The following is an 11,534-nucleotide window of genomic DNA, read 5'->3' on the forward strand; positions in this document are numbered from 1 at the left end:
TCAGTCCTCCCTCGGCTCGCTCTGTTTGAGCACGCCGTAGACGATGAGGCGTTCGGCCGCCGAATATTCCGGGTGGCAGGTGGTGAGCGTGATGAAGGCGCGGATGGGGCGGATGTCGGGCTTTCCCGGCACGGCCGCGATGACGTCCACTTCGTCGGGCTGTACGACGTCCTGGGATGTCACGCGGTAAATGTGGCGGGTCTCCCCGGTCTCCACGATGATCTCGTCGTCGCGTTCGAGCTCGTCGATCTCGTTGAACGGCGCCGCGTACGTGGTGCGGTGGCCCGACAACACGAAGTTGCCGACCTCGCCCGGCATGGCGCTGCCCGGGTAGTGTCCCGGGCCCATCTTCAGGTGCTGGGCGTCCACGCCCTCGATCACGGCGTACTGGTAGTCGCGGCCGAGCTTGGGAATGCGCAGCAGGGCGACGGCCGCGCCCGGCTCGATCTTCTTCTTCGCCGTCTTCTTGGCCGCCAACTCGCGCTGGAGCAGCAGTTGCTGGCTCTGCGTGTAGGCGCCGGTGCCCCAGAGCAGGTACGCGCAGAACAGCATGAGGATCAGGCCCGCGGTGATGCTCGTCTCCCCCACGGCCCGGAGCATGGCCCGCATACGATCAGCGTATTCGGGACAGTTGCGGCGGGCTGGGATCGCCATATTGTGCGCGTGGCGACTATCCTGGGCATCGCTAAGACTACCCTTAACGAAGAGCCTGTGGACGATCCGGAAGCCCAGGCCCTCAGCAGGAGTTATCCAGTGCCCAAGTCCAAGGCTCGCAACAAGAAGGCGGTCTACACCCCGCCGCAGAGATCCCAGCAGGTCAAGGTCAGCCCGCGCTGGCTGGCACCCACGATGGTCGTCGCCTGGATCATCGGCATCCTGTGGATCTCGATCTACTACGTCGCCCCGCGGGCGCCCTTCTTCAGCGACCTCCAGAACTGGAACCTGCTGATCGGGTTTGTTTTCATCATCTTCGGTGTGGTGCTTTCCACCCGCTGGCGTTAGTTCTTTCCACAGTCTTTTCCACAGCCTGGGGAAGTCGGCGTCGGCCTGGGGAAGCTCAGCCGGCGCCGCTGATGATCGCCGAGGTTCGTACCATCACGAGCACGGCCAGCAGGGCCAGCGCTCCCGCGATCGCCAGGACCTGCCACAGGGTCCTGTTGTTCTTGGGGGCGTAGGCCAGCGCGCCCGACAGCAGCGTGCCGGTGATGAGGCCGCCGATGTGGCCGGTCCAGCTGATGCCCGAGGCCAGGAACGTGATCGCCAGGTTGATGACGAGGAGCACGGCGATGCCGCGCACGTCCAGGTTGAGTCGGCGTCCCATCACGAACATCGCGCCGAACAACCCGAAGATGGCGCCGGACGCGCCGACGGTGGGCTGGTCGAGCCCGTCGAGCCAGAGGCCGAGCACCGAGCCGCCGAGCGCGCTGATCACGTAGAGCGCCAGGTAGCGCACGTGGCCGAAGGCACGCTCCAACTGGGGGCCGATGGCGTACAGCGCCCAGCAGTTGAACAGGATGTGGAGAACTCCGCCGTGGACGAACGCGGCGCTGATCAGCCGGTAGTACTCGTCCAACAGAGCCACGCCTCTGGGCCACATGGCCAGTTCCAGCGTGATGGCGCTGCCGCTCAGGTATTGGGCGCCGAAGACCAGGACGTTGACGACCAGGAGGGTCCACGTCACATAGGTGGTGCGGACGACGCCGCCGCCGAAGGTGGACTTGGCCTGGCGGATGCCCCGGTTGCCGTCCGCCACGCACTCCGGGCACTGGAACCCGACCGCGGCGTCTCTCATGCAGTCGGGGCAGATGGGGCGTTCGCAGCGTTGGCAGCGAACCCAGGTCTCCTTGTCGGGGTGCCGGTAGCACGTGGGGACGGCCTCAGCGGGCTGCTCTGGCTGCGGGGGCGGGCTGGGCGGCTGGCTGGTCATGCCCGAAAGCCTATGGTGTGTACGAGGGTGCCGCGTGGCCCCCAACGCCGCCCCTGGCCTCGGCACGGTGCCCTTCGATGCCGCGGAGCCCTTCGGTGCCGGAGCGGGCGTCGCAGCCCTGCTGAAACCCCGGCGCGGGCCCCGCAGCCCCGTCCGGGAGCCCCCCTGGCTCCGGAGCGGGGGTTGCGGGGCGCGTCGGGTCAGGCCGGGATGCGGTCGATGGTGACCGACTCCAGGATGACGTCCTCCGCCGGACGGTCGCGCCCGTCAGTGCGGGTCTTGGCGATGGAGTCCACCACCTCCTGGCCCTCCACCACCTCGCCGAAGATGGTGTGCTTGCCGTTGAGGTGCGGCGTCGGCCCGACGGTGATGAAGAACTGCGAGCCGTTGGTGCCCTTGCCGAAGCGGATGCCCGCGTTGGCCATGGCCAGCAGGTAGGGACGGTTGAACCAGAGCTCAGGGTGGATCTCGTCGTCGAACTCGTAGCCGGGCCCGCCGACGCCCTGGCCGAGCGGGTCGCCGCCCTGGATCATGAAGCCGGAGATGACCCGGTGGAAGATCGTGCCGTCGTAGTAGCGGTTGGTGCTCTTCTCGCCGGTGCCCGGGTGCGTCCATTCGCGCGTGCCCTCGGCGAGTTCGACGAAGTTGCGCACCGTTTTCGGGGCTTTGGTCGGGAAGAGTTCGACCTTGATGGTGCCGTGGTTGGTCTTCAGGTTTGCGATCAGCTTCTCAGCCACGAGATAGCTGCCCCCCATCTATGTACAGGGTTAGTTTGTGATGTTTGAGGATTATGGCCGTTAGGCCTCCTCGGGCCATCCTCCCATGGCCGGCCATGATTGAGCCGCCTTGTCCAGGGAAGGTCAGCGTCGGGGCCCCAACGACAGGGGAGGTTGTCGTGTCCCTGACACTGAGAAGACGCCGCGTGGTGATAGCTGTACCCACCACGTGGATGGGCCGAATGAAGGCCCAGGCCGCAAATGCCGGCCAGCGTATGGCGCCGATGGCGGATCAGGCCAAGGTGGTCGCCGCCCAGCGCTTCGTGAACGCCCGTTACTGGGCGGCGCCGCGGCTGGAGTCCGCGGCGCAAGGGTTCGAGGATCAGGTCGCCCCCAAGGTCAGCTCGATGCTGTCCGCGGCGGCCAGGAAGATCGACCCGACGCCGTCGCGCTCGCGGCGGTGGCCGATGTTCGTTCTGCTGACCGGAGCCGCGGTGGGTTCGATCGGCTACATGCTTTACCGCCGCAACGCGCAGCAGTGGACCGAGCACATGAAGGACTCCGCGTCTGATGCCTCACAATGGGCCGGCGAGAAGGCGGAGCGGACCGCGCAATCCGCGGACCGGATGGCGGCCAAGGTGTCGAACAAGGCGGACGAGGCATCTCGCAAGATGTCGTGATCACGTCGGGAAGCGCGCCTCCGTTGGATACGGGGGCGCGCTTCCGTCGTGTACGGCCTCTTGACGACATACCAAGCGCTTGTTAGAACCCGGGCATGGCGCTGTCTCCCCTCGATGACTACCCCGTGCACCAGGCCGCCCAGGTCATGCGGCACGTGACCACCTCTGACCGCAACTTCTACGACCGCTACTACTTCAACTGCCACGCGGGCTCCGGCGAGCTGATGCTGATCGTGGGCCTCGGCCAGTACCCCAACCTGGGCGTCACCGACGCCTTCGCCTGCCTCCGCCACCGCGACCTGCACCGCGTCGTACGAGCCTCCCGCGAGCTCGGCCCCGACCGGATGAACACCGAGATCGGCCCGTTCCGCGTCGAGGTGCTCGAAGGGCTCAAGCGGCTGCGGGTGGTGCTGGAGCCGAACGAGCATGGCCTGTCCTTCGACCTCCTCTGGGAGGGCACGATCCCCGCCACGCTGGAGCCGAGACACTTCCTGCGGTCACAGGAACGGGTGATCTTCGACTCCGTGCGCCTGGCGCAGACAGGGGTCTGGTCGGGAAACATCCGGATCGGCGAGGACGACATACCGGTCACACCCGACCGCTGGCAGGGCGCCAGAGACCGCTCCTGGGGCGTCAGGCCGGTCGGCGAACCCGAGCCGCCCGGCATCCAGGCCAAGAACTCCGGCACGTTCTACTGGCTGTACGCGCCGATGAAGTTCGACGACCACGCCATCCTCTGCATCGTCCAAGAGGACGAACGGGGCCGGCGGCTGCTGGAGGAGGCCGTGCGCGTCTGGTCGGACGGGCGGGACGAGGAATACCTCGGCAGGCCGGACTACCGCCCGGTCTACGCCCCCGGCACCCGCGACGTCGTCGAGGCCACGATCTCCTTCTCCCCGCCCGGCGGCAAGCCGTTCGACGTACGCTGCACTCCCCTCCTGCCGGTACACCTCATGGCCGGGACCGGCTACGGGCTGGAGCCGGACTGGAAACACGGGATGTACCAGGGCGTCGGCCCGGTCGTACGGGGCCTCACCTATCGCCTGCCCGACGACGCCGCCAAGATGTGGGGCATGGTCGACGCCGTCGGGCGCTTCGAGTACGACGGCCTGGTGGGCCACGGCCTCTACGAGTACTGGGCCCTGGGGCCGCACCCGTCGTTCACGGACTGAGTCAGTCGGACTTCTCGCAGGTGATCTTGACGGTCTTCTGGGGCGTCCCGGTGACGCCCTCCGCGGGCTTGGCGGGGCCGGCCCGGAACTCCTGCGGCAGCTCGGAGCCCTCGACCGGCTTGGCCTTGGCCCACTCGCCGGCCTCGCCGCGCTCGAGTTTCCTGACCTCCACGCCTTCGCCGCCCTCGATCTTCCTGATCTGGATGCCCTCGCCCTTCACGAAGTCCTTGACTTTCACCGCCTTGCCGTCCGCGAGCTTCTTGACCGCCCCGGCCTCCCCGGCCTTCTTCAGCTCCTCGATCTCGGCCGGGTCGAGCTGCCGCACCTTGCCGTCCTTGGTGACGGCTGCCGCCCGCGCGGACGCGAGCTCGACGATCTTGCCGTCCGCGGTCTTGCAGATCATCTTCGCGCCGGCGGTGGAGGGCGTGGGGGTCTGGTCGGCCAGGGCCGAGCCCGCCAGGCCGGAGATGGCCAGCACGGCGACCGCGCCGAGCGTCGCGAGACGTCGCTTGAACATGGATGCTCCTCACTGAAGTCGATCGAACGCTTCAGAGCTTGGCCGCACGTACCTGAAGTGATCCTGAAGAGGACCGAAACGATCTTCAGGTTCTCTTTAGGTGACCTGAGGCACGCTGGTGGGCGTGCGAGTGCTGCTGGTGGAGGACGAGGAGCGGCTGGCCGACCTGATCAAGGGCGGGCTGGCGGGTGAGGGCTTCGCCGTGGACGTGGCCCACGACGGGCGCGACGGGCTGTGGCTGGCCACCGAGAACAGCTACGACGTCATCGTCCTGGACGTGATGCTGCCCCGGATGAACGGGTACGCGCTCTGCGCCAAGCTGCGCGAGGCCGGCGACTGGACGCCGATCATGATGCTCACGGCCAAGGACGGCATCTACGACGAGGCCGAGGCGCTCGACAACGGGGCCGACGACTACCTGGCCAAGCCGTTCTCGTACGTGGTGCTGCTGGCCAGGCTGCGCGCCCTGGTGCGCAGGGGCGGACGGGAGCGGCCCGTGTCGATCACCGTGGGCGACCTGGTGATCGACCCGGCCGGGCTGCGCTGCCGCAGGGGCGAGGCGGAGATCGGGCTGACGCCCAAGGAGTTCGCCGTGCTGCACGCGCTGGCGCGCCGGCCCGGCGAGGTCGTCTCCAAGAGCGACCTGCTCGACCAGGCCTGGGACTTCTCCTACGACGGTGATCCGAACATCGTCGAGGTCTACATCAGCGCGCTGCGCCGCAAGATCGACGCACCGTTCGGCAAGACCACGCTCATGACGGTCCGCAGGGCCGGCTACCGGTTGGAGGCGATGTGAGGCGGCTGTTCGCTCGGGACTGGGGGCTGTCTTCTGTACGGGTGCGCGCGACGGCGGCGGCCACGCTCGTGGTGGCGCTGGCCCTCGGGCTGGTGGCCTTGGCGCTGGTGGTGACGTTGCGCGGCACGCTGGAGAGCAACGCGGACATGGAGGCGGCCAAGAAGGCCGAGGCGGCGATGCCGTACGCGAAGACGCTGCCGGTCACCTCGCCTGGCGGGATGGTGATGAAGGACGCCAAGCCCACCACAAACCTGGGCGAAATGCCTTCGGCAATAGCGGTGACGAAGGACGTGGTCAAGGGGAGCGAGGTGCGCCTGAGCAACGGCAAGGCGGTCGCGGCCGGCGACCCTGACCTGCTGCTGACCAAGGAGCACAGCGCGGCGACCACCGAGTGGGCGCAGCCTGGCCGGTATGCCGTCGCGCAGCTCTCGGTGGCCACCGAGAGCGGCCCCGCCGTGCTGCTGTCGCGGGTCTCCCTGGCCGGCGCCGAACAGGCGCTGGAGACGCTGAACAGCGCGCTGCTGCCCGGCCTGCCCGCCGTGCTGCTCGTGGTGGCCGGGATGACCTGGTTCTCGGTGGGCCGCACGCTGGCGCCGGTCGCCGCGATCAGGGCCAAGGTCGCCGACATCACGGCCAGCGACCTGCACCAGCGTGTTCCCGTACCGGACTCCAAGGACGAGATCGCCGCGCTGGCCACCACCGTGAACGGCACGCTCGACCGGTTGGAGACGGCGGTGGGCACGCACAAGAGGTTCGTGGCCGACGCGGCGCACGAGCTGCGCAGCCCCATCGCGACCCTGCGCGCCCGCCTGGAGCTGGCCGAGCCCAGCGAGCTCACCAGGGAGGCCCTGGCCGACGTCGAACGCCTGCAGTCGCTGGCCGCCGACCTGCTCATCCTGGCCAAGCTGGACGCGGGCGAACCGCTGCGCACGAGTGAACTGGACCTCGGCCAGGTGGCGGCCGAGGAGTCGCTGCGTGTGCGGCGGCGACCCGAGGTCCGCGTGGAGCTGGACGTCGAGCCGGACGTGGTGATGGAGGGCTCCCGCGCGCACCTCGACCGCCTGGTGACGAACCTGGCCGACAACGCGGTCCGGCACGCCGCATCGACCGTCCGGGTACGCGTGCACACGGCGGACGACGAAGCCGTGCTGGAGGTGACCGACGACGGTCCCGGCATCCCGCCCGAGCACCGTGAGGCGGTCTTCGACCGGTTCACCCGGCTGGACGAGGCACGGGCCAGGGACGCGGGCGGCGCGGGGCTGGGCCTGCCGATCGCGCGGGACATCGCCCACCTGCACGGGGGCACGCTCGTGTACGCCGGCTCGGGGTTCGTCGCGAGGTTCCCCCTCGCGACGAACCCTTGACCAGACGGTGTTCAGGTGACCCGGGTGGCGCATCCCAGCTTCGCCCCGATGTGCGTCAGCCCTTCGGCGAAGCCCTCGCGCGTGCGCCGTCCGAACCCGATGAACAGACGGTTGGCCAGCGGCACGCCCCAGCGCAGCCACTCGGCCACGTTGTAGACGCGGTGGACCACGCGGGTGCCCTCGGGGTGGGGGGCGAGCGACCATTCGCCCCGGTACCACCAGCCGCCCTGGTAGGCCAGGGCGTGCTCGCCGGTCTCGGTGCTCGGCACGTTCTCCAGCAGTACCGGCCACACGCGTTCGACCGGCGCCGCGACCACTCCGGTGACCTCGGTGATCAGCTTCTTCACGGCCGGCTCACCCTCGTGTTCTGGAAGGAGGCGAAGCGCCAGCCCTCGGACGTGCGCAGGGCGGTGAGCGTGATGACGGACTCGCGGCCGGGGTCGTGCTCGCCGTCAACGGACGAGGAACCGCCCGAGATCACCAGGGCGACGTCGTCGCTCAGCGGTCTGATCAGCGGCTGCCCGCCGCCGGAGTCGAGTTTGATCGGGAGCTTGAACAGCTCGCGATGGCTCTCCTCGATGGCCTGGCGGCCCTTCATGTGCAGGCCGAAGAACGTGATGTAGTCGGCGTCCTCGGTGAACAGCCCGGCGTAACCGGCGGCGTCGCCGGCGTTCCAGGTTTCCGCCATCCGCGTGAGCAGGCGGACGATCTCTGTGGACATGGCACAGCTCCCTGTGTGGCGGCGCCTATCCTGTGAATGCGAGTTCGGGCAGGGCAGGCGCCTTGTTCGGATTTCTGGCCGCCGGGGTGTTGGCGCACCTCGGCGGCCCTTTCACAGCTCGACCGTGCTCTCCCAGTCGAGCTGTCGCTCGTCGAGCCGGTCGAGCAGCTTCCTGATCCAGTCGAGTTCGGCGGTCTGCAGCGCGTGCTCGAACTCCACCTCCAGCATGAGGATCTCGGGCAGGCCGCTGTCGGCCATGGCTCTCATATGGGCCTGCATCCCGGTGACGGCGCCCTCGATGGTGGCCGCGCGACCGCGCAGCGCCTGCCGCGCCTCGTCCATGGGCAGGCAGCCGATGAGCGAGACGGCGGCGACGAAGGCACGCCTGTCGACGTCGGGTACTTCGAGGAGCCTGCGCAGGCGGGTGGCCAGCTCCTTGCGGCCCTCTTCGGTGATCTCGTAGACCGTGCGCTCCGGTCTGCGGCCCGCGCGGTCGGTGCCTGCGGGCACGATCAGCTCGTCCTTGGCCAGCCGCTCGACCGCGTGGTAGAGGCTGCGCGGCAGGCCGGTGATGTAGTCCTTGTGCGTGTCGACGATGAAGCGGTGGAGCTCGTAGGGGTGGGCGGCGCGCACCGTGAGCAGGGCCAGCACGGTCAGGCCGACCAGGTCGTGGCGTCGCGCCATGTTGCCTCCCTCTATATTGCAATTTGCAATATAGCTCAGGCGGGCGTCAGGCGTCGAGTTGCATGAAGGCGCGTTCGATGACCTCCCTGGAGACGTCCTCGGGGTAGGGGAAGAGCTTGATCACGTCACGCAGGCCCTCCACGTGGGCCCGTTTGGCCAGCTCGGCCACGAGGACCAGCTCGTCGTGCTGCTCCCGCGCGAACGCCAGGTCCACCACCGCCCCGTGCCCCGGCACGACCACCGGCTCGGGCATCGACTCCATCATCGCGGCCGTGGTGGCCGGCCAGTCGAGCGGATAGGAGTCGCCGAACGCCGGGGGCGCGCCCTGCTCCACCAGGTCACCAGCGAACAGCACGCCCGCGTCGGGCACGTGCACGACGACGTCGTTGCTGCTGTGCCCAAGTCCGAAATATCGTAGATGCACCATGCGCCCGCCGATGTCGAGGCCGGCCTCCGACGTGAACGTGTGGTCGGGCGGCACCAGCGTGACCTCCTCCAGTTCCTCGCGCTGCTCCGGCCGCCGCTTGATGATGCCGGCGCGGTGCTGCTCGCCGTACTGGTCGATTTCCTCGGCGCATCTGATGTGGCCCCAGATCTCGGCGGGGCGGAAAAGGGCGTTGCCGAAGTAATGGTCGAAGTGGGCGTGGGTGTTGACGACGGTCCACGGATAGGCCGTGACCGTCCTGATCGACCTGATCAGGTCCGTCGCCTCCCGGTGTGACATCCGCGTGTCGATCACCAGGCAGTGCCCGTCGCCCACGACCAGACCCACGTTCAAGTCGAACGACTCATGGCGCCGGACATAGACCCGGTCGCCGACCTCCTGCCACTGCTCGCTCATGCCAATGAACCCTACTTTTAGGAGCGACCCATGGCATATGACTTCCAAGTGCTCCGCATGAGCTGATCAGCCCCGCAGGTACGTCAGCACCGCCAGCACCCTCCTGTGCCCGTCTGCGGCGGGCGGGAGGTCGAGCTTCGCCTGCGGGTGAGCGCCTCCAGCGCGGTCCTGTCGAGCACCCTGCGACCGTATCCGGGGCCAGAACGCCTGGCAGTAGTGCTGGGCGGTTGTCAGGCCAGCAGCAAGGGCGCGGCGGCGGCGCGTAGTTCGGAGCTGAAGGGGGCGGGGCGGAAGGTGGCGGGGTCGAGGTTGACGTTCACGCGGTAGCCCTCGGCGTGGACGATCGACCGGTCCTTGGACAGGACGCGGAAACCGTAGACGCCGCTGGTACGGCCCATGCGGTCGAGCCAGAAGTCGACCAGCACCTCACCTGCCCCGGCGACCGGCGCGTTGTAGGTGATCTTGAACTCGCGTACGGCGAGGTAGATGTCCTTGAAGCGGGAGATCGCGGGGTCGAAGTTCCAGCCCTGATCGGCCCAGAAGTCGGAGATGGCGCGCTCGACGAGCAGGGCGTAACGCGAGTTGTGCAGCAGGCCCATGGCGTCGAGGTCGTCGAAGTGCACCTGGGCGGGGCGGGTTTCCGGCAATGTTCAGTCCTCCGGGAGGAGTGCGGGGTCGGTGGTCAGGGCGCGCAGCCGATCGCGGACGGCGCGGCGGGCCCGGTCGTAGACGGCGTCGCTGCCCAGCAGCCTGACCTGGGTGATCGCGCTCTCGCCGAGCGCGTCGATCTCGTACGCGAGCTGCGCGGGATCGGTGTCCTGCACCAGCTCGCCCAGGTCCACCGCCTCCTTGACCACCCGCTCGATCAGGGCGAGCCAGTCGGCCAGCGCCTTGGCGACGCGCTCGCGCACGGGCCCGGGACGGTCGTCGAACTCGACCTGCGCCGCGAAGAAGAAGCAGCCGCCCGGCAGGACCTCGGCGGCGTAGAAGCGCAGGCGGGCCTCGTGGAGGGCGATGACGCGGCCCACGCCTGGCGGCGTCTTGAACGCCGGTCTGACGATCTCGTCGACCCATTGGCGGGCGGCCCACTCGATGGCGTCGAGCTGGAGCTGCTCTTTGTCGCGCCAATGCGCAAAGAATCCGGACTTGCTGACGCCGACGGCCGTCGCCAGCCTGCCCAGCGTGAGCCCGTCGAGCCCGTGCACCGAGGCCAGCGACACCGCCTGCTCGAGTATGGCCTCCCGGCTGCGCCTCCCGCGCACCCTCCGGCCGTCTTCACTGGTGTCCGTCACATCCGGAACTATACCTGAACGACCGATCGGTCTTAAAGCTCGCCCGGAGCGCTCGAGTGCGGGAAAGGCTGTTCACACAAGGCTCCGGAGAGTTACCGTCATGCCATGGCGATGCCCATCCCATCACGGCGGAACGCCCCGGACGCCGATCCCTCCGCGGCGCAGGAGACGACGTCGTTCATCGTCAACCTGGACAAGACGACGCTCGACGCGCTCCACCAGAAGGCCCGCTCCGACGGCCGCTACATCTCCGAGATCGTCCGCACCGCGGTCGAACGCGAGGTCAGCAACATGACGCACGCGACGATCCTCATCCAGCGCTGGAACCTGCAGTGCGAAGACCTCGACCGCGCGGCCGACGCGCTCAGCGTGGACCGCATCTCGGACGAGGTGATGCACCGGCTCGGTCTGCACAGGAACCAAGAGGGTTGATCATGATCCCTGGGCGCGTCCTCGACGTGGGAGCCCTGGTCGACATCGCCGTGGCGAAGACCAACTACGCCCGCAGCATCGTGGCGCTGAGCCTGTATCGCGGCGGAGGGCTGTGCATCCCCGCGACATCCCTGGCCGTCGTCTACTCGATCATCCCGCTCGCCACGAAAGCGGAACTCCTGGAGCTGACCAGCAGCCCGGCCGTGGAGGTCGACGGCCTCACCGAGGGCAAGGTGCCCCACCTCGCCGAGATCCTCGACGGCTCCGCCGACATCACGGCCGCGCACGCCGTGCTCTGCGCCCGCGCCACCCGGTGGCCGGTCCTCACCGATCGCGCGGTCTTCCTGCGGAACCTGGACCCGGCGATCCCCATCGACGAGCTTCCCTAACAG

The 11,534-nt window shown here is 68.5% G+C and carries 17 protein-coding genes; 7 read left to right on the top strand and 10 right to left on the bottom strand.

The features are described from left to right. Positions 1–609, bottom strand: a complete 609-nt coding sequence (locus tag ACFOY2_RS44750; RefSeq protein ID WP_379534239.1) for a class E sortase — start codon at positions 607–609, stop codon at positions 1–3. Positions 610–753: 144 nt separating this feature from the next. Between ACFOY2_RS44750 and ACFOY2_RS44755 the strand changes: the two genes are divergently transcribed. Beyond that, a complete protein-coding gene (locus tag ACFOY2_RS44755; RefSeq protein ID WP_357813772.1) occupies positions 754–1,002 on the top strand; it encodes a cell division protein CrgA in 249 nt (82 codons plus the stop codon). Positions 1,003–1,057: 55 nt separating this feature from the next. Here ACFOY2_RS44755 and ACFOY2_RS44760 read toward each other — a convergent pair whose 3' ends face one another. Both ACFOY2_RS44760 and ACFOY2_RS44765 read right to left on the bottom strand, forming a co-directional pair. Next, a complete protein-coding gene (locus ACFOY2_RS44760) occupies positions 1,058–1,927 on the bottom strand; it encodes a rhomboid family intramembrane serine protease (protein WP_379534240.1) in 870 nt (289 codons plus the stop codon). A gap of 200 nt (positions 1,928–2,127) precedes the next feature. Beyond that, positions 2,128–2,664: a peptidylprolyl isomerase gene (locus tag ACFOY2_RS44765; protein ID WP_379534241.1), complete on the bottom strand. Its 537-nt coding sequence runs from the start codon at positions 2,662–2,664 to the stop codon at positions 2,128–2,130. Positions 2,665–2,885: 221 nt separating this feature from the next. On the opposite strand from ACFOY2_RS44765, the gene ACFOY2_RS44770 reads away from it, so the two are divergent. Together ACFOY2_RS44770 and ACFOY2_RS44775 are read left to right on the top strand one after the other, a co-directional pair. After that, positions 2,886–3,323, top strand: coding sequence for a YtxH domain-containing protein (locus ACFOY2_RS44770; protein ID WP_357813781.1), 438 nt, complete (start codon positions 2,886–2,888; stop codon positions 3,321–3,323). A gap of 95 nt (positions 3,324–3,418) precedes the next feature. Then, positions 3,419–4,495 (top strand): hypothetical protein, encoded by a 1,077-nt coding sequence (locus ACFOY2_RS44775; RefSeq protein ID WP_379534242.1) that lies wholly within the window; start codon positions 3,419–3,421, stop codon positions 4,493–4,495. A gap of 1 nt (position 4,496) precedes the next feature. Here the strand turns inward: ACFOY2_RS44775 and ACFOY2_RS44780 are convergent, their stop codons facing one another. Beyond that, positions 4,497–5,012 (bottom strand): hypothetical protein, encoded by a 516-nt coding sequence (locus ACFOY2_RS44780; protein ID WP_379534243.1) that lies wholly within the window; start codon positions 5,010–5,012, stop codon positions 4,497–4,499. A gap of 124 nt (positions 5,013–5,136) precedes the next feature. Between ACFOY2_RS44780 and ACFOY2_RS44785 the strand changes: the two genes are divergently transcribed. Both ACFOY2_RS44785 and ACFOY2_RS44790 read left to right on the top strand, forming a co-directional pair. After that, positions 5,137–5,808, top strand: a complete 672-nt coding sequence (locus ACFOY2_RS44785; protein WP_379534244.1) for a response regulator transcription factor — start codon at positions 5,137–5,139, stop codon at positions 5,806–5,808. After that, positions 5,805–7,172 (top strand): sensor histidine kinase, encoded by a 1,368-nt coding sequence (locus ACFOY2_RS44790; RefSeq protein ID WP_379534245.1) that lies wholly within the window; start codon positions 5,805–5,807, stop codon positions 7,170–7,172. Before ACFOY2_RS44785 ends, ACFOY2_RS44790 begins: the two co-directional genes overlap by 4 nt. Before the next feature lie 11 nt (positions 7,173–7,183). On the opposite strand, the gene ACFOY2_RS44795 is transcribed toward ACFOY2_RS44790, so the two are convergent. From ACFOY2_RS44795 to ACFOY2_RS44820, 6 genes are all read right to left on the bottom strand, one after another. After that, positions 7,184–7,519 carry a hypothetical protein gene (locus ACFOY2_RS44795; protein ID WP_379534246.1) on the bottom strand — a complete coding sequence of 112 codons (336 nt, stop codon included), beginning with the start codon at positions 7,517–7,519 and terminating at the stop codon, positions 7,184–7,186. Further along, positions 7,516–7,893, bottom strand: a complete 378-nt coding sequence (locus ACFOY2_RS44800) for an SgcJ/EcaC family oxidoreductase (RefSeq protein ID WP_379534247.1) — start codon at positions 7,891–7,893, stop codon at positions 7,516–7,518. Before ACFOY2_RS44800 ends, ACFOY2_RS44795 begins: the two co-directional genes overlap by 4 nt. A 111-nt stretch (positions 7,894–8,004) precedes the next feature. Further along, complete coding sequence (locus tag ACFOY2_RS44805) at positions 8,005–8,577, bottom strand: PadR family transcriptional regulator (protein ID WP_379534248.1); 573 nt, start codon at positions 8,575–8,577, stop codon at positions 8,005–8,007. 46 nt (positions 8,578–8,623) lie between these two features. Then, positions 8,624–9,418, bottom strand: coding sequence for an MBL fold metallo-hydrolase (locus ACFOY2_RS44810; protein WP_379534249.1), 795 nt, complete (start codon positions 9,416–9,418; stop codon positions 8,624–8,626). 230 nt (positions 9,419–9,648) lie between these two features. Further along, complete coding sequence (locus ACFOY2_RS44815) at positions 9,649–10,065, bottom strand: acyl-CoA thioesterase (RefSeq protein ID WP_379534250.1); 417 nt, start codon at positions 10,063–10,065, stop codon at positions 9,649–9,651. Between the two features lie 3 nt (positions 10,066–10,068). Then, entirely contained in the window at positions 10,069–10,710 is a 642-nt protein-coding gene (locus ACFOY2_RS44820; RefSeq protein ID WP_379534251.1) for a TetR/AcrR family transcriptional regulator, read from the bottom strand. Positions 10,711–10,815: 105 nt separating this feature from the next. Between ACFOY2_RS44820 and ACFOY2_RS44825 the strand changes: the two genes are divergently transcribed. Together ACFOY2_RS44825 and ACFOY2_RS44830 are read left to right on the top strand one after the other, a co-directional pair. Then, positions 10,816–11,142 (top strand): hypothetical protein, encoded by a 327-nt coding sequence (locus ACFOY2_RS44825; RefSeq protein ID WP_379534252.1) that lies wholly within the window; start codon positions 10,816–10,818, stop codon positions 11,140–11,142. A gap of 2 nt (positions 11,143–11,144) precedes the next feature. Then, the gene (locus tag ACFOY2_RS44830) at positions 11,145–11,531 is read left to right on the top strand and encodes a hypothetical protein (protein ID WP_357813819.1); all 387 of its coding nucleotides are present in this window, start codon (positions 11,145–11,147) and stop codon (positions 11,529–11,531) included. Positions 11,532–11,534 lie beyond the last annotated feature (3 nt).

The sequence above is a fragment of the Nonomuraea purpurea genome (assembly GCF_042650645.1).
Classification (GTDB): Bacteria; Actinomycetota; Actinomycetes; order Streptosporangiales; family Streptosporangiaceae; genus Nonomuraea; species Nonomuraea purpurea.